The sequence below is a fragment of the Verrucomicrobiota bacterium genome (assembly GCA_016871495.1).
Lineage (GTDB): Bacteria > Verrucomicrobiota > Verrucomicrobiia > Limisphaerales > VHDF01 > VHDF01.
Map to the genome: position 1 here is coordinate 21,315 of VHDF01000044.1, position 15,808 is coordinate 37,122.

Genomic DNA, 15,808 nt, shown 5'->3' on the forward strand with positions numbered 1-15,808 from the left:
CGCCTCCGGCGACCTCTGGCCCATGAAGCTTGTTGCAGGAATCACCCTCTGGACTGCGGCCGCGTTGTCCCCGCTTGCGCAGACTCCGGGTCCGGATGGTGTTCAAAAGGATCATGCCTTTACCACCACGGTCTCCCAGACTCATGCTTACCGGTACTTGCAGTTCTTGCCCAAGGGCTACACGGAAGATCCAGCCAGGCGCTGGCCTTTGATCTTGTTCCTCCACGGCGCCGGGGAACACGGAACCAACGTCTGGCTCGCCAGCGTTCATGGACCGCCGAAAATCGTCCGAACCAAGCCCGAGTTTCCGTTCATCGTGGTTTCCCCTCAGTGCCCGCCCGGCAGCCGATGGGATGCGGAGCCTTTGCGGCAGTTGCTCAATCATGTGGAGGCGTCGCTGCGTGTGGACAAGTCCCGCGTCTATCTCACCGGATTGAGCATGGGGGGCTATGGCACCTGGAGCCTCGGTCTGCGTCACCCGGACCGCTTCGCGGCAATCGCCCCGATTTGCGGAGGCGGCGAACGCATCGATGTCATGCTTGGGTCCCGCTCCCGCACCGAGCCGTTCAAGTCGCTGCCGATTTGGGTTTTTCATGGCGCCAAAGATACCGTGGTGCCTCTCTCCGAGTCGGAGCGCATGGTCGAAGCCGTCCGCCAAGCGGGGAACACCCGCGTGAAACTGACGGTCTATCCCGAAGCGCAGCATGATTCCTGGACCGAGACTTACGACAATCCGGCCCTTTACGAATGGTTCTTTTCCCACCGCAGGTGACAAATCACCCGAAACAGGCAAGATTGCGTCCGTATGCCTGACACGCACGGCCTGGCAGTGGCGCCGGAAGAAACCCAGGAAAAGGATCCTCAGGCCAAGTCGGAGCTGGATCCCGGATACTTGGTCATTTGCTGGAATGATCCCGTGAACTTCATGGAATATGTCACCCATGTTTTTCAGGAGATTTTTGGCTGGCCGAAACAGAAGGCGCAGTTCCACATGCTGCAAGTGCATCGGGAAGGTCGCAGCGTTTTGACGCGCGAAACCCAGGAACGCGCCGAGCACTACGTCCATCAGTTGCACCGCTACCGGCTGCACGCCACCATGGAACGCGACCGTCCTTGATTCCTGTGAAGCTGAGTCGAAAGGCGTCGGGTGGCTGCTCCTGGGAACTGGATCCGCGCGAGGCGAGTCTTTTCCTCCGGCTCTTGCGCAGCTACCCTGTGGTGGGCAGTCCCCCGACGCTTCCGGGCTCCGGACACACCGCCGATTCCGAGGGAGCCGAAGCGCTCCTGCGCCAAAGCTTCGCCCAGCAGTCCGAGGAATCCCGTCAAGAATTGCGGGCCTGGCTCGAGGGTGCCTGGCCGGCCAAGCCGACGAAGAAGAACGTAACCCTCGATCTCAGCGAGAAACGCCTCGAATGGCTGTTGCACGTATTCAACGATATCCGGGTGGGCCATTGGAAAAAGCTGGGGTCGCCCGATCATCTCGATCTTCCCCTCAAAGGTTGGAGCCTCGATCAACTGGGTTCCTGGCGCGACATGCAAGCCTCCGGCTTTTTTGAGACGGCGATCCTCACCGCCTTGAACTCGAATTGAGAAAGGGAAACCCGCCATGGTACCCTGGCTCGGCGAGAAGCTTTGGTTTCCCGATCCGCGAAATGCCTCGCGCAGCGGCTTCCAAGACGGCCTCGTCGCGCTCGGGGGCGATTTCCGCCCGGAACGCTTGCTCCTCGCGTACCGTTCCGGAATTTTCCCGTGGTCGGAGGACCCCATTTCCTGGTGGTCGCCGAATCCCCGCGGCGTCCTGCCGTTTTCGAAACTCCACATCTCCCGCAGCCTGGCGCGCACGCTGCGCCGCCAGCCGTATGAAATCACCGTGGATCGCGCCTTTCGGAGAGTGATGGAGGCTTGCGCCGGTCCGCGCGCAAGCGGCGGAGGAACCTGGATTTCTGAGGGATTCATCGAAGCCTACAGCCACCTCCATGAACTGGGCCGCGCCCATAGCGTGGAATGCTGGAAAGATGGCGGGCTGGTCGGAGGCATTTATGGAGTCAGTTTTGGCTCGGTGTTCGCGGGTGAATCCATGTTCCATCGCGCCGACAACGCGTCTAAAGTTGCGTTGGTCAAACTCGTGGAGATTCTGCAAGAGAAGAACTTCGACCTTTTTGACGTGCAAGTGGTCAATCACGCCACCCTCGCCCTCGGAGCCACCTCGATTCCGCGAGAAACCTACCTCCGCCTGCTCGCCCCAGCCGCCGCACGTTCTGACCGTTGGTAGCGCCAGGCTTCAGTCAGGAAAGGGCAATGGATCCGCATCGGTCTCTCGCGAGATCTCAGCCGCAAAGGCCTTTCTCAAGATTCGATGGATCACCCTGCGGATCCATCTCAACTTTCGTCGGACTTTTGACGCTCAAGCTTTGGCGCATCTCGACGCCGCTGAACTGCTGGCTTCAGGTTGAATTTCGGAAAGAATCCCGGCACGCGTCCCGCATACTCGGCGTAATCCGCAAATCGCTCCCGCAGATGCGCTTCTTCCAGCATGGATTTGCGCTTCAAAACCGCCGCCAAAACCAACGCCGCGCCCAACGCGCATCGGCTTTCCCAAAAAATGGACCAACCCAGCGTGGACAGCATTAAGCCGCCGTAAAGGGGATGCCTCACCCGTGCATAGTTTCCACGCGTCACCAGGATGGCTCCGGGAGGGAGCGCCGGGCCGGTGGTTCGCTGAGACCCGAGGGATCGAACTCCCGCCAACCCGAGCAACCCGCCGACGCCAATCAAAGCTAAGCCCGCCAGCGTCGCCACCAGAACTTGGCCCGGACTTCCCCACCCCACCCCCGCCACCACGACCCACAAGCTCAAAACGTTCTGAACCCAAGTCCAAGCCGATCCGAACCGCGCTCGAAATCGCGCCGACATGAATGCTCAGTAAGGCAGCGCCTCCTGAATCCGGCGGTTGAGCTCCTCCGCTTTGGCCAACGCCTCGGGCAAGGGGATTCCCCGCTTCATCCCAGGCCGCAAGTGCCGCGCATGGCTCAACCAAGAGTCCTTCATCCACCGCTGCTTCTCTTGGACCAACGCCAACACTTCAGCGCCACGCGAGTAAGCCCCAAGGACATCCATGGGGCGCTCCACCTCGAGAATTCTGTCCGCCGCCCCAAAAAACTGAAGCAATGGCTGGGCAATGACCCAGTGCCCGGCTTCCGTCGGATGAACTCCATCGGGAGCCAGGCGATACGAGGGATTGGACTTTCGCCGTTCCTCCAAATGCCGGCCCATGTGGCGGTGCAGGTCGATAACCTCCCAGCCATGGGTCCGCTGCCCCACGAGCCATTCGGCATAGCGATCCAAAACGCGATCATAGTTGAACGGCTTGTTGGAGCCTGCAGGCGGATCAAAGGTCGGCGGCGTCACATGGATCATCCGGGCGCCGCGGCTTCGAACCTGTTCGCGCAACTTCTCGATGCCCGCGCGAAACCGCTGAAACCGCTGTTCATCCCAATCCAGGTAAATGCCATCGTTCATCCCGTAGCAAGCCACCACGCAATCCGGACGCACGGCGTCCAACACCCTGGTCAATCGCTCGTGAAGATCAGGCCGGGGAAACTGGCCTCCCGCGTGGCCGTCCTCGGATAACCCCGAAACCGTTTCGCTGGGCAGTCCTGCATTGGCCACCTCACCTCGCCAGTCAGGATACCGGAGGCGAAGCCACGCTTCGAAGATTTCAACGAAATGGCCGGCGTAAGTGATGCTGTCCCCGAGAAACAGCAGCCGCTGGGCAGACGGCGCCGCAGACGGGGCGGCCAGGGCGGTTGCGGACCAAACGGCAGTCCAAGCGCAACACAGAAAAACCAGACGGACACTCGTGATCATGGGGAGCAACAGGGGTTCAAACGGCGGAGCATCGATACCATCGGCGCGGGCGAATGTCGAAGAGAACTGCCGATCCACGGTCCCGAGCTCGTGACGCAAGGAAGCCACCCTTCGCGCTAAAGTTTGAATTGTTCGGGTGCCACAGCGCGTCTACTCTTCTATCGAAGATTCCCAACTCCCACTCCTCTTATGAATTCCACCCTCAACCGGCGCCGCTTCCTCCGGCGGGCCGTTCACTCCGGCGCCGGGCTCCTCCTTTTGCGAAACAGCAAGCTGGCCTTCGCCTACGAGGCCAACAGTAAACTCAACATCGCGGGCATCGGAGTCGGCGGACAAGGCCGCGGCATTCTCGACGCATTCCATCGTTTTGGACACAACATCGTGGCGCTTTGCGACGTCGATGAGCAGCGCGCGGGTGACATTTTTTCCAAACATCCTTTCGCCAGGCGCTACCAGGATTTTCGAAAAATGTTCGACGAGATGGAGAGAGGCATCGACGCGGTTCTCGTCGCCACACCGGATCACACCCATGCCGTCGCCGCCATGGCCGCGATGCGGCGCGGCAAACATGTCTACTGCGAAAAACCCCTCACCCGCACCGTCCATGAATCTCGCGTGATGCGGGAAGCCGCCCTGCGCCACAAGGTCGTCACGCAGATGGGAAATCAGGGTTCGGCGGAATCGCGCTTGCGCCGGGCCGTCGAGCTGGTCTGGGGCGGCGTGATCGGCGAGGTGCGGGAAGCGCACATCTGGTTCGGCGGAGGCAACGGCCCGATGAAGCGTCCCGCGGAATCCCCGGCGGCACCCGCCGGATTGAACTGGGATCTTTGGCTCGGCCCCGCACCGTGGCGGCCTTATCACTCCGCCTACGCCCCGGCGAGCTGGCGCGCCTGGCGGGACTTTGGCAGCGGCATCGTCGGCGACTTCGCCTGCCATACGGCCAACATCATGTTCAGAGCGCTGCGGTTGGAGGAACTCTGGGATCCCGCCCAAGCGGGCGCCCGCTCCATCATCCGCGTTCAATCCTGGCCCTCGGAGGTGGATCGAGAAGGGTATCCAACCAGCTCCAAGACGCTCATCGAGATTCCCGCTCGCGGAGCCCTTCCCCCGGTCAAGATGACCTGGTACGCGAAGGAAAAACCCTCCGAAGACCTGATGCTGGGCCACAAAAGAGGCGATTGGGGAGATTTGCTCGTGGGATCCAAAGGCTCGCTCTATTCGGACAACCCTTGGAACGCGCATTACGTGTTGCTGCCCGAAAAGAAGTTCGAGGATTTCAAAGGAGGGCCCGCGGAATCCCTGCCCAGAAGCAAAGGCCATCAGTGGGAATGGGTGGAAGCCTGCAAAGGCAATGGCAAGACCTTCTCGCCGTTCGAAATCGGAGGGCCCCTCACCGAACTCGCCCAACTCGCCAATCTCGCCACCCTGGTCGAGGGACCGTTGGAATTCGACGCTTTGAGCGGAAAGATCCTCAATTCCACCGCCGCGAGCGCTCTTCTGCACCGCGAGTATCGCGCCGGATGGACCCTGTAATATGCCCGGCCATCTCCCACCATCAACGCTCGAATCCACCCACCGCCGCGCTCCAATTTCTGCATTGACCTGAGAACCCTCCTGCCCCGAAATCATAGCATGAATCCATCCCAATCCCCAACCCCATCCCCGTCCCGACGCGAGTTCATCAAGACGTCCGGCAAATTCGTCGCGGCCTCCGCCCTCGCGGGGGTGGCCCTCCCCCATGTTCATCCTGCGGGAAGCAGCCTCGTGCAAGCGGCTCTCGTGGGCTGCGGTGGACGCGGCACCGGCGCGGCTTCAGACGCGTTGGGCACCAGCCAGCTCGGCCCCGTGAAACTCGTCGCCATGGCGGACGTTTTCAACAGCAAGCTCAAGACCAGCTACGACGCCATCCAACGCCGGCATCCCAATCAAGTCGATGTGTCCGATGACCGGAAACACATCGGCTTCGACGGCTACCGCCATGCCATGGATCAATTGAAGCCTGGTGACGTGGTGATCCTGACCACCCCGCTCGCGTTCCGCTGGGTTCAATTGGATTACGCGATCAAGAAGGGCTTGAATGTGTTCATGGAGAAGCCGCTGACCGCGGATGGTCCGACGTCGCGCCGCATGCTCAAGCTCTCCGAGGAAGCGGACAAAAAGAACCTCAAGGTGGGTGTCGGCCTGATGTCCCGCCACAGCCGCGCCCTGCAGGAACTCGAGAAACGCATCCGTGGCGGCGAGATCGGCGACATCATCAACTTGCGCGGATACCGCATGCACGGCCCCGTGGGATCGGCCTATTCAGACAAATGGCCGGGCCAGCCAAATGAACTGCTCTGGCAGATTCAGCGGTTTCACAGCTTTCTCTGGGCCAGCGGCGGCTGCTACAGCGATTTCTACATTCACCATGTGGACCACCTTTGCATGATGAAAGGCGCCTGGCCCGTGAAAGCGATGGGCATCGGCGGACGCCACTACCGCGAAAACAAGATCGATCAGAATTTCGACAGCTACTCCGTCGAGTACACCTTCGCGGATGGCACGAAGATGTACATGGACGGCCGTCACGTTCTCGGCTGCAAGAACATCTATTCGAGCTACGCACACGGGAGCAAAGGCTTCGCCGTGATTTCCAAGCAGGGGGATTGTGGTGGTCCCTCGAGCACTTACCGTGGCCAGAACATCGACCGCTCCAAGATGATCTGGCAGTCCAACGACAACACCAGTCCCTACGCGAACGAATGGGAAGACCTCATGGCGGCAATTCGCAACGACAAGCCTTACAACGAGTGCAAGCGCGGCGTGGAAGCCAGCGTTGTGACCAGCATGGGCCGCATGTCCGCGCACACCGGCGAGGAAGTGACCTACGACGATTTCCTGAACTCCGAGCATGAGTATGCTCCGGGCGCGGATAAGTTCACCATGGACAGTCCGGCTCCTTTGCAGGCCGACAAGGATGGAAAGTATCCCATCCCCCTCCCCGGCATCTGCACCAAGACCGAATATCCGGTGAAGGCCTGAGCCCGCCCTTCGTCCATCCACCGCAGCGAGGCCAACGGGTGCGCCCGGTTGGCCTTTTGCTTGCCTTCCGGAAGTCAAGGGCAGCGAACACCGTTGAAGGCTCCGCGTTCGGATCGTGGATTGCTCCGAAGAATCGGCCGCAGCAGTTTCTCGATCCATGAATCCGCGGCGTTTCCATTCCGGGTCGCATCGCTTCCAAGCTCAGACCCTCACCGTGCTTCGCACCCATGCCATCGCCCCTCGGAAGCGCTGGGCCATGGAGCGGGAGGAGATCGCCGCGGCCGATGGGCGCGAGCGGAAGCGCCGTGAACGGCGCGCCCCGACCCCTTGCGGATGCACCGCTCTCAAAATGGATGGGAGTTCCCGCTTGAATTGAAAGAAACGTTCAGGCGAGATTCCCACCCCTGTAACCGAACTATGACGCTCGCGGACATCGTTCAACGAGAGCACATCATCGACGACCTGAAGGCTTCCAGTCGCTGGGAAGCCATCGACGAACTCATCGACCGTCTGGTCGAGTGCGGTCGCATCAAGCTGGAGCACCGCGAGGCCATCGCCTCCGTCGTTAAAAAAAGGGAAATCTCGATGAGCACGGGTATTGGCTTCGGCATCGGCATCCCGCACGCCTCCACCGAACTGGTCACCGAAGTCATGGGCGCGTTCGGCCGATCCAAGAAAGGCGTCAATTTCGACGCACTCGACAATCAGCCCGTCCACCTGGTGGTGCTGTTCCTCGTCCCCCACGGCCAGTTCCAAAAGCATCTCCACACTTTGGCCAACATCGCCAAAATGCTTCATCATCGCGACTTCCGCCAAGCCCTCGAGGAAAGCCCGGGCGCCGATGAAATCCTGGGGCTGATTCATTCCCAATCCACGCGGAAATGACCGGTTCTTCCGCCGGATTCCGCCCCGCCTCTTTCCACCGTCCCGTCCTGTGCTCCCCCATCGCGCCATTGAGGAACGCTTGCAAGCCTCCGCATCGCGTCTTTTTGCGGAGGCTGATCCCGCCCTGTTTTCCGTCCGGCCTTGCCCGGACGCACGACACGGCGACTACCAAGTTTCCGCCATCATGGCGCTGGCCAAAGCCCGAAAAACGGCCCCCCGCCCTTTGGCCGAGCAACTGAAGAATTCCCTGGACCTTTCGGACCTTTGCGAAGCGGTGGAAGTTGCGGGCGCCGGATTCATCAACTTTCGACTCCGCAAGGAAACCTTCACGAGCGCCCTGCAAACGGAAGGATCCGGCCCGCGCCCCCTCCTGGAGGCGGCTCGCCATCCGCAGACTCTGGTCATCGACTTCAGCTCGCCCAACGTCGCCAAACCCATGCATGTCGGGCACATTCGCTCCACCGTGCTTGGCGATTGTTTGGCGCGCCTCAACCGACTTATCGGCCACCGCGTCATCACCGACAATCATCTCGGAGATTGGGGCACCCAGTTTGGAAAACTCCTGGTGGGTTGGAAACAATACCTCGACCCCTCCGCACTCAAGACGAACCCAATCGCCGAATTGGAGCGGCTCTACAAACTCGTCAACCAGGCGTCGGAATCTCAGCCCGAAGTTCTGGAGGCAGCCCGCCGCGAACTCGTGGCCCTCCAACAGGGCCAGCCCGAAAATCTGGCCATTTGGCGCGAAATGATCCGGCTTTCCCAGGACCAGTTCGATCGAGTTTATGGAAGGCTGGGCATTCAATTCGATCATACCCTGGGCGAAAGTTTCTACAATCCCCAACTCCAGGGCGTCGTGAACCAAATGCTCGAACGCGGCGTCGCCCGCCAAAGCGATGGCGCCGTTTGCGTGTTCTCCGACGGAACGTGTCCTCCCAAAGACGACCCCTTCCTCATTCAACGAGACGGAGAATGGCTTCCCAACCCCTTTCTCGTCCGTAAGAGCGATGGCGCCTCCAATTACGCCACCACCGATCTGGCCACCCTGGATTATCGCCAGAGAACCTGGTCGCCCCATCGAATTCTCTATGTCACGGATGGCCGCCAGCAACTCCACTTTCGCCAACTCTTCGCCGCGTTTCGCAGGTGGCAACCCGCTCATCGAACCCGGCTGGAACACATCTGGTTCGGCTCCATTTTAGCCGAGGATGGTAAACCCTTCAAAACTCGGTCGGGTGAAACCGTCCGGCTCGAGGACTTGCTCGACGAAGCGGAGGAACGAGCGCTCGCCGTCGTCACCGCCAAGAACCCGGAATGGACGGAATCCGACCGCCGCCATATCGCCCGCGTGGTCGCCATCGGCGCCATCAAGTACGCTGACCTGCTGCCAAACCGCCAGAGCGATTACCTCTTTAGCTGGGACAAAATGCTCGCCCTCAACGGCAATACGGCGGTTTACCTCCTCTACGCCTGCGCCCGCATCCACAGCCTCCTGCGCAAATCAGGCGCCACGCCTGGAGCGGAAGCCAGCCTCGAAGCGTTGCGTCTCGAGGCTCCGGAGGAAATCGCTCTCGCCAGACTTCTCCTCAATTACGGGCTGGTGCTGGAGGCCGCTGCCGAGGAATGCCGCCCCAATTACCTCTGCAATTACCTCTACGAACTGGCCGGACTCCTGGCTCGATTCTGGGAGAACTGCCCGGTCCTCAAGGCCGCCGAGACGGAACGTCATTCGCGTCTCGCCCTCAGCCGCCTCTCAGGCCAAGTGTTGAAGCAGGGCCTTGAAACCCTCGGCATCAGCACGCTCGATCACATGTGAGGGCCGCCCGTCCCCCGGGTGAGAGTTGAACGCCACTCGTCGGAGATCTCCGAGATTCAACTCGCGCTCGGAATCCTGGCGGACCGTCACTTCAATTCCGGGGCGAGGTTCCCATAAGACCACGGTGCGCGAAAAGGAGGCGCCGGCGGGGGAATCGGAACCGGGCCGGGCGTCATTTCACGAGCCAGGGCAATGCCCGCTTCGGCCATCTTTCTTCCAGCCGAAACCTCCAGGTTGCTGTAGGCCGTCAAGCGCGTCTCATAACCGCCACCCTGAGCCCCAAAAGCTTCCTCGGTCGGAACATAGCCCACGATTCCATTGGCCAGCTCCACCGGAAACGTGAAGGGAAACTTGCTCCCCTTCTTGATGTCCAAGCCGTATTGCACAAAATACTCAGCGGGGTTCGTGACCAAAACGACTGGACCGATCTGCATCGCTTGCACTTCCACCTCCACTTCGGGCCGCGCCTTCGCCATGGCATCCAGGAGCACAGTTTCCTTGGCAAAGGTCCATTCCGTTTCACCGACCTCCTTTGGATCCCTCTTCACCAGTTCCACCGCCTTCTTCACCTTCTCCGCCGTGGGCAGCCGTCGGGGTGACTTCCAGACCTTGCTCCGCGCGTCGAGGGGTATGACTCGACCGGCGCCGCGACGGATGAGCAGCAGCGTTTTGTAGGCCTCCGCGCCCACCCGCCCGCCGACGATGCTCCACCACTCCTCCGCATCGGGATTCTGGAAACGAGTCAAATTGTCCACCTGGGTGATGTCGCCCGATGCGCCCTGCAAGAACACCACCGGCAATGCCCCATCCCCCGTGGCCTTCCGCAGGGTTTCCTCCATCGAACCGATCCAACTGGCGGAGATGCCCCCGGGGCTTGTGGTGGCGTGACAGGCAAAATTCACGACCACACCCAGGCATCGACCTTTCAAGTCCCACACCCCGATCACGCCCACTTCAGGATCGATCGGTCCCGCGTAACCGATCACTTCGGGATTGCCCGCGCCCGGATGCGAAAACGTCAACCCCCCTTTCATGCGCAACCGCCGGTTGAAGGAAACTTTATCCTCGTGCCCCACCCCAGCCGCCACTTTCGCGTCCACACGATGGTCGTGAGCCTCGACCACGGCGTCCGCGATTTGCCGCAGTAATCGCTGGTCGTACCCCGGATTGGAGATGATGGTCTTGTTTTCCGCCAATTCCCGCACCCAGGGCTCGGCTTGATCAAAATCGCCCGGCTCGCTCATCCCCATGGGCCCCGAGGAATGGGAATGCGAAGCGCCGATAAGGACGTGATCACCAGGAATGCCGCAACGCCTTTGGATCTCGTTCCGGGCCAGCTTCGTGAGATGCCGGGTGATGAAGAGCAGATCAATTCCAACCACGGCCACCTTCTTCCGCCCGTCATCGAACACCGCGGCCCGCACCTTGCAGGCATCGTGAAAACTTCGATGATAGCTCTTGCCGTAACCGCCCGGCGCCTCCATGCCAAGATCCGGTGTGATGTCTCGCTCCGAGAATCCCGCCTTGATCGGCTGAGACGTCTCCTGCGCTCGCGCGGAGAAAATCCCTATCGCAGCCAAAACCAGCCCGCAGAAATATCCCACTCCAGATCGACGATTCATAAGAAATTACTGGTTCATGAAGGCGAGCAAGTCCGCCATGTCTTGGGTCGAAAGGCCCGACTCCAGACCTTCCGGCATGATGGAACGTTCCTGCCGCGATTGCCGCCGAATCGAACTCCGTGCCAAGACCAACTCGGCGCCGAAGGCCTGCCGCAACGTGATCGCCGACGCCGTTTCATGGATCACCACCCCCGAGTGGCTTTCACCATCCTGCGTCTCGAGGGAGACGGACGAGAACTGGGGCGCCACTTCGCGATTCGGATCGAGGATGTTGACCAGCAACTTCTCGGATCCCGCGTTACGCAGCGTTTCGAAGTCGGGCCCCAACGCAAACCCCTTCCCCTGCGCTCGATGGCATGAGGCACATCGTTCCGCATAGATTTTCTCGCCGCGGCCCGCCACGCCCGGCAACCCCAACGCCGGCCGCCAACGGTCCACTTCCGCGCTCCGAGGTCCCTGCTTTTCGGCTCCGAAAAGGACGGCGGCCCGGCTCCGTATCGAAACCACCGAGTGTTGGAGCAAGTTCTCGACATCCGAACGGTTCAGGTCGGCGACTTTCACTTGTCCCCCTTCGATGGCCGCGAGGAGCCCCTGGGCTCGCTCGGGACGCGCCAGCATCGATTTCATGGCTTCCGATTTGGCGCGCGCAGTCAAGTTTCCCCACGATTTCAAAAATCCTCGCGTCGCTTCCAGGCCGGGATATCGACCCAAAGCTTGCGCGGAAGCCCACTGCACCGCTTCCGGAACCCCGGGGCGAAGCAGCGCCAACAACCCCTCCCCGGATTTTTCAAACGCGCGCGTTCCCAGCAACTGCACCGCCTGAACCCGAGCCGCCTCAAGCGCATGAACATCTCCAGCGATTTCGGCCGCCTTCGCAAACATTCCGGACAACACCCCCTTCGAATCCGCTTCATCCAAGGTTCGCCCGGACTTCTTCAATCCCGCGCCCAGCGCACTCACCCAGGCCACGCGAGGCCAGGCGTCGTCCAGGGTTGAAATCGTCTCCAGGACCGACTCGACCTCCGAACGGTCGTTCAATTGTCCCACCATCCGCAGCGCCTCGCCCAGCACCGAACCGAGGCCGGATTTCAGGGCGGACGCAGAGGACCCGCGCGCGTCCTGGAACAGTTGAAAACCGCGTTTGCCCGTGGATTGAAGGACCGCCGCCTGGATCCAACGGTCTTCAGGGCTGCGTTGAAGGATGTTCACCAAGGCCTGGATCTGGCCTTCGCCATTCCAACGACCGAGCGCCAGCGCCACTCGAAAGCGCACGCCGAGGTCAGGATCTCCAGCCAGGCGCGAGAGGAGTGCGGCCCCTCGATGCGGCTCCGAATCCCGGTTCGAGAGGCGAAGCCCGGCAAGCTTTACCGCGTGCTCCCGAACTCCGGCGTCTCCATCCCCGGCCGCCGTCTCCAGATGTCCCCAGCCAAGCTCCCCCATGCCTTCCAAGGCATGGAGCGCATAAAACCGCCCGATGGAATTGGAAGCCTTGGTCAGGAAAATTTCCAGCGCCGCTTTCGCCGCAGGATCTTGGCGTTCGTAAAGCAGTCGCGATGCGGTGTCGCGATGCCACCCGTTGGGATGTCCCAGCAGGGACACCAATTCCGGCGTGGTCAACCGCGCCAACCGGGCGGGCTCCCGCCGAAATCCCTTCTCAGGCGCCACGCGATAAATTCTTCCCCGATCGTTCCCGCTGTTAAGATCCAAATGTTGTTTGATGTTCTCCGGCAAGGACCAGGGATGCTCAATGACCTCCCGGTACATGTCGCAAATGTAAAGACATCCGTCCGGCGCGTTCGCAAATTGCACCGGACGAAACCAGATGTCCCGCGAGGCGATGAACTCCGATTGCTGCTCATCGTCTGGACGTCGCGCGGTCGGTTCCAGCCCGGTCAATTCGACCCGCTTGCGATGCACCAGATTTCCGCCGGCATCTCCGATGAACGCATTATCCGCAAAGTCCGGCCCATAGGCGTCTCCCCGGTAGATCGTGCCTCCGGTCGCGCCCGTGAAATAACCCGAAACTCGGCCCCCGCCTTCGACCATGCCCGGCACCACTCCGGTAACCCGCCACCGCGTGCGCAACACGCGCCACGGTTCATCCGGGCTGATCCGGTACACTTCCGCCGCCGGCCCATCGACCGCAATGCTGACCCGGGGGGAGGGCATGGCAAAGGAGCCGTGCTCCACCACTTCAAGCGGATCATAAACCATCGCTTGAAGATGGTCGCTATTGCTGCACACGTATTTCCGGCCCCCGCTGTCGAAACTGAAACCGTATTGTCCTCCTCCGGCTTCAGCCCGCAACTGAAGGGTGCGAGGATCAAAGGAAAAGTCCCTGCCCTGGCAAGAAACCACCGCATGGCCTTGCACCATCAGGTTCGACAGGATCGCTCCGTTGGGTCCCGTCGCCCCGTGAATGCGCTGGTCGATCCCCCAATTAAGGCTGTTCGGAAGAGCCTGCACATTCAATCGGTCCCGCCCCGCCCCGAAGCCGGTGAACACGACGTTTCGCACATCCGCTTTGCCATCCCCATCGGAATCCTTGAGGTAAAGCAAATCGGGCGACGCCAAAACATAAACGCCTCCCGCGTAGCAAATCACCCCCGTGGGCCAGGGCAAATCCGACGCGAAGGTTGTCGCGCGGTCGTAAACGCCGTCCGCGTTCAAGTCCTCCAGCAGTTGGATTCGGCCCAAGTGCGGTTGCTCTTCCCGTCGCTCCGAATAGTCGATCATGTCGACGACGTAGAGGCGGCTGTTTTCGTCGAACGCGATGGCAATCGGGTCTGCGACCAACGGTTCCGCCGCGGCCAATTCGAGCCGAAAACCCTTCTTCACGGAGAAAGTCTCGAGGGCTCGGTCCGCCGCCACCGGAGGAATCCGGGGCAATTCGGACGCATCCACTTTCGGCTGTTCCCCGGTCTTGCCATAAGCCGCCGTGTAGGTCTGGCTCGAACGCGGAGGCTGGGCTGCCGTTGCGGGCGCCCCAGCGCCCCAACTCACACCCATCGACCAAACCATCAGGAACCAAACCAAAGCCCAGGGAAGATGCACCCTCCGAGAATACCAACCCGCGACCGGTTTGCCAACCACGGGTCGAATCAAGTCGAGGGCAGAACGGCCGGTGTGCAGGCCCATTTCTCCACTAATCCTTGCACGGCTCCCAACAGGGCGTTCACCCTCGCGGCCAGCTCAAAATCAGACGGAGCTTCCAGGGTGTAGCAAAGCGAAGTCTTTCGCGAAAACAGGTAGAAGGCCTCCGGCCATTGCGGACGCGACAACGGATCCGTGCTCGGACGGATGATGCCCCTGCTCGCCGGACGCCCCTCGATTTCCTCCGCCAGATCGATCGGCACATGACATCCAGCCCGTTCAATCAAGTGCTCCGCCCAGCCCTCCGCAAGGGTCTCCGCCAATTCGTAGAGATAGAAGCCGTTCGCTTCCCAGTCCTCGTGGAGGCATACGGCCAGATCAAATCGCGGCTGCCGATCCAACCAGTCAATGTGCGCCCGGGTCTCCGGTGCCTCGCGATGCAGATACTGCCGGTTTAAATCCAATCCATGGCTGGCCTCACGCCGGTTCAATGGAAAGCCCGACGGATTCAAACAAGGACAGAGCCAGACTCCGACCTCCTCCGGCCAAAAATCGGCGTCCACCAGCCGAGCGGCGGCCAACAATCCCGCGGGTTCGTCACCATGGATCCCCGCCGAGATATAGATCTTGCGCGGCGCGCTCTCGGTGCCTCTCACCAAGGCCCACAAGCCGGGCGCAGGTTCGGGCGCGATCGTTTCGACCCTCCAGCCGCGATCGGAGGCTCGCTCCCGCAGCAAACCAAGGAGTTGATGCACATCCACCCGCTCACCGAAATACCCGCCCCGATTGAGGCCGACCCGTTTCATCGCCCGCCCGAACAGGCTTCCGCGCCCTCCCCACACCCGCAGCCGCCTCCCTGTTCCTGCTGGTCGAATCCACGCGGATCCCAGTCTGGATCCAGCCCCAAATCCTGCAGCATCTTGAGGTCTTTCTCCACCGACTGGTTCAGAGTCGTCAGATAGTTGCCCACCATCAACGCGCTGGCGCCGGCCATGAACACCATGCTCTGCATGTCTCGCAGGTTCACGGTGCGGCCGCCGGCGATCATGATTTCCTGCCGGGGAAGCAGGAATCGAAAGACGGCAATGGTCTTCAGAATCTCCATCGGTTCCAGCGGCGGCAGATCCGCGAAAGGCGTCCCCGGGATTCGATTCAGGATGTTGATGGGCACCACGTGAGCACCCGCTTCCCGCAAGGCCAGCGCCAAATCCACCCGATCCTCGCGCGTTTCCCCCATGCCCAGGATCCCGCCGGAACAAATCTTGATCCCCGCCTGTTTCAACAAGCGAAGGGTTTCGAGCCGCTCGTCGTAGGTATGCGTCGAACATTGTTCGGGGAAAAAGCGCCGGGAACTCTCCAAATTATGCCCGTAGCATTCCAGTCCAGCGGCCTTCAAGCGATTCGCCACGTTCGCACTCTTGATCAATCCCAGCGAAGCGTCCGGACGAACCGCCCCCTGCCGGCGCAGATCCTCGATGCGGGCGCAGACTTCGTCGAGCATCGG

General features: G+C 61.2%; 15 protein-coding genes. 9 read left to right on the forward strand and 6 right to left on the reverse strand.

The genetic code is table 11. The annotated features are described in order from the left end of the window. The first annotated feature begins 22 nt into the window (after positions 1–22). The 4 genes from FJ404_11165 to FJ404_11180 are packed head-to-tail and all read left to right on the forward strand — an operon-like array spanning position 23 to position 2,272. Positions 23–772 (forward strand): phospholipase, encoded by a 750-nt coding sequence (locus FJ404_11165; protein MBM3823428.1) that lies wholly within the window; start codon positions 23–25, stop codon positions 770–772. A 33-nt stretch (positions 773–805) separates the two neighbouring features. Then, positions 806–1,117, forward strand: a complete 312-nt coding sequence (gene clpS, locus FJ404_11170) for an ATP-dependent Clp protease adapter ClpS (protein MBM3823429.1) — start codon at positions 806–808, stop codon at positions 1,115–1,117. A 5-nt stretch (positions 1,118–1,122) separates the two neighbouring features. Continuing rightward, positions 1,123–1,590 carry a hypothetical protein gene (locus tag FJ404_11175; GenBank protein MBM3823430.1) on the forward strand — a complete coding sequence of 156 codons (468 nt, stop codon included), beginning with the start codon at positions 1,123–1,125 and terminating at the stop codon, positions 1,588–1,590. A 16-nt stretch (positions 1,591–1,606) separates the two neighbouring features. Further along, positions 1,607–2,272, forward strand: a complete 666-nt coding sequence (locus FJ404_11180) for a leucyl/phenylalanyl-tRNA--protein transferase (GenBank protein ID MBM3823431.1) — start codon at positions 1,607–1,609, stop codon at positions 2,270–2,272. 107 nt (positions 2,273–2,379) lie between these two features. On the opposite strand, the gene FJ404_11185 is transcribed toward FJ404_11180, so the two are convergent. After that, positions 2,380–2,913 (reverse strand): hypothetical protein, encoded by a 534-nt coding sequence (locus tag FJ404_11185; GenBank protein ID MBM3823432.1) that lies wholly within the window; start codon positions 2,911–2,913, stop codon positions 2,380–2,382. Positions 2,914–2,919: 6 nt separating this feature from the next. After that, complete coding sequence (locus tag FJ404_11190) at positions 2,920–3,867, reverse strand: SGNH/GDSL hydrolase family protein (protein MBM3823433.1); 948 nt, start codon at positions 3,865–3,867, stop codon at positions 2,920–2,922. Between the two features lie 189 nt (positions 3,868–4,056). Here FJ404_11190 and FJ404_11195 point away from each other — a divergent pair, with 189 nt between their 5' ends. The 5 genes from FJ404_11195 (at position 4,057) to argS (ending at position 9,589) form a co-directional block, all read left to right on the forward strand. Next, positions 4,057–5,400, forward strand: a complete 1,344-nt coding sequence (locus tag FJ404_11195) for a Gfo/Idh/MocA family oxidoreductase (protein ID MBM3823434.1) — start codon at positions 4,057–4,059, stop codon at positions 5,398–5,400. A gap of 99 nt (positions 5,401–5,499) precedes the next feature. Further along, positions 5,500–6,888 (forward strand): Gfo/Idh/MocA family oxidoreductase, encoded by a 1,389-nt coding sequence (locus FJ404_11200; GenBank protein MBM3823435.1) that lies wholly within the window; start codon positions 5,500–5,502, stop codon positions 6,886–6,888. Positions 6,889–7,045: 157 nt separating this feature from the next. Further along, positions 7,046–7,264 (forward strand): hypothetical protein, encoded by a 219-nt coding sequence (locus FJ404_11205; GenBank protein ID MBM3823436.1) that lies wholly within the window; start codon positions 7,046–7,048, stop codon positions 7,262–7,264. A 41-nt stretch (positions 7,265–7,305) separates the two neighbouring features. Continuing rightward, positions 7,306–7,773 (forward strand): PTS sugar transporter subunit IIA, encoded by a 468-nt coding sequence (locus FJ404_11210; GenBank protein MBM3823437.1) that lies wholly within the window; start codon positions 7,306–7,308, stop codon positions 7,771–7,773. A gap of 16 nt (positions 7,774–7,789) precedes the next feature. Beyond that, a complete protein-coding gene (gene argS, locus FJ404_11215) occupies positions 7,790–9,589 on the forward strand; it encodes an arginine--tRNA ligase (GenBank protein MBM3823438.1) in 1,800 nt (599 codons plus the stop codon). An 86-nt stretch (positions 9,590–9,675) separates the two neighbouring features. Here argS and FJ404_11220 read toward each other — a convergent pair whose 3' ends face one another. From FJ404_11220 to bioB, 4 genes are all read right to left on the reverse strand, one after another. Next, entirely contained in the window at positions 9,676–11,175 is a 1,500-nt protein-coding gene (locus FJ404_11220; GenBank protein ID MBM3823439.1) for a hypothetical protein, read from the reverse strand. A 42-nt stretch (positions 11,176–11,217) separates the two neighbouring features. Next, on the reverse strand, positions 11,218–14,349 hold the full coding sequence (locus FJ404_11225; GenBank protein ID MBM3823440.1) for a c-type cytochrome: 3,132 nt from the start codon (positions 14,347–14,349) through the stop codon (positions 11,218–11,220). Next, on the reverse strand, positions 14,313–15,110 hold the full coding sequence (locus FJ404_11230; GenBank protein ID MBM3823441.1) for a M14 family metallocarboxypeptidase: 798 nt from the start codon (positions 15,108–15,110) through the stop codon (positions 14,313–14,315). Before FJ404_11230 ends, FJ404_11225 begins: the two co-directional genes overlap by 37 nt. Then, positions 15,107–15,808: biotin synthase BioB (bioB, locus tag FJ404_11235; protein ID MBM3823442.1), on the reverse strand; the 702-nt coding region annotated here is incomplete at its 5' end. The genes FJ404_11230 and bioB, both read right to left, overlap by 4 nt.

Excerpts from the sequence above, each read along its gene's own strand:
- FJ404_11165 (MBM3823428.1), top strand. The coding sequence starts at position 23 with ATGAAGCTTGTTGCAGGAATCACCCTCTGGACTGCGGCCGCGTTGTCC.
- clpS (MBM3823429.1), top strand. The coding sequence starts at position 806 with ATGCCTGACACGCACGGCCTGGCAGTGGCGCCGGAAGAAACCCAGGAA.
- FJ404_11180 (MBM3823431.1), top strand. The coding sequence starts at position 1,607 with ATGGTACCCTGGCTCGGCGAGAAGCTTTGGTTTCCCGATCCGCGAAAT.
- FJ404_11185 (MBM3823432.1), bottom strand. The coding sequence starts at position 2,913 with ATGTCGGCGCGATTTCGAGCGCGGTTCGGATCGGCTTGGACTTGGGTT.
- FJ404_11190 (MBM3823433.1), bottom strand. The coding sequence starts at position 3,867 with ATGATCACGAGTGTCCGTCTGGTTTTTCTGTGTTGCGCTTGGACTGCC.
- FJ404_11195 (MBM3823434.1), top strand. The coding sequence starts at position 4,057 with ATGAATTCCACCCTCAACCGGCGCCGCTTCCTCCGGCGGGCCGTTCAC.
- FJ404_11200 (MBM3823435.1), top strand. The coding sequence starts at position 5,500 with ATGAATCCATCCCAATCCCCAACCCCATCCCCGTCCCGACGCGAGTTC.
- FJ404_11205 (MBM3823436.1), top strand. The coding sequence starts at position 7,046 with ATGAATCCGCGGCGTTTCCATTCCGGGTCGCATCGCTTCCAAGCTCAG.
- FJ404_11210 (MBM3823437.1), top strand. The coding sequence starts at position 7,306 with ATGACGCTCGCGGACATCGTTCAACGAGAGCACATCATCGACGACCTG.
- FJ404_11225 (MBM3823440.1), bottom strand. The coding sequence starts at position 14,349 with ATGGGCCTGCACACCGGCCGTTCTGCCCTCGACTTGATTCGACCCGTG.
- FJ404_11230 (MBM3823441.1), bottom strand. The coding sequence starts at position 15,110 with ATGAAACGGGTCGGCCTCAATCGGGGCGGGTATTTCGGTGAGCGGGTG.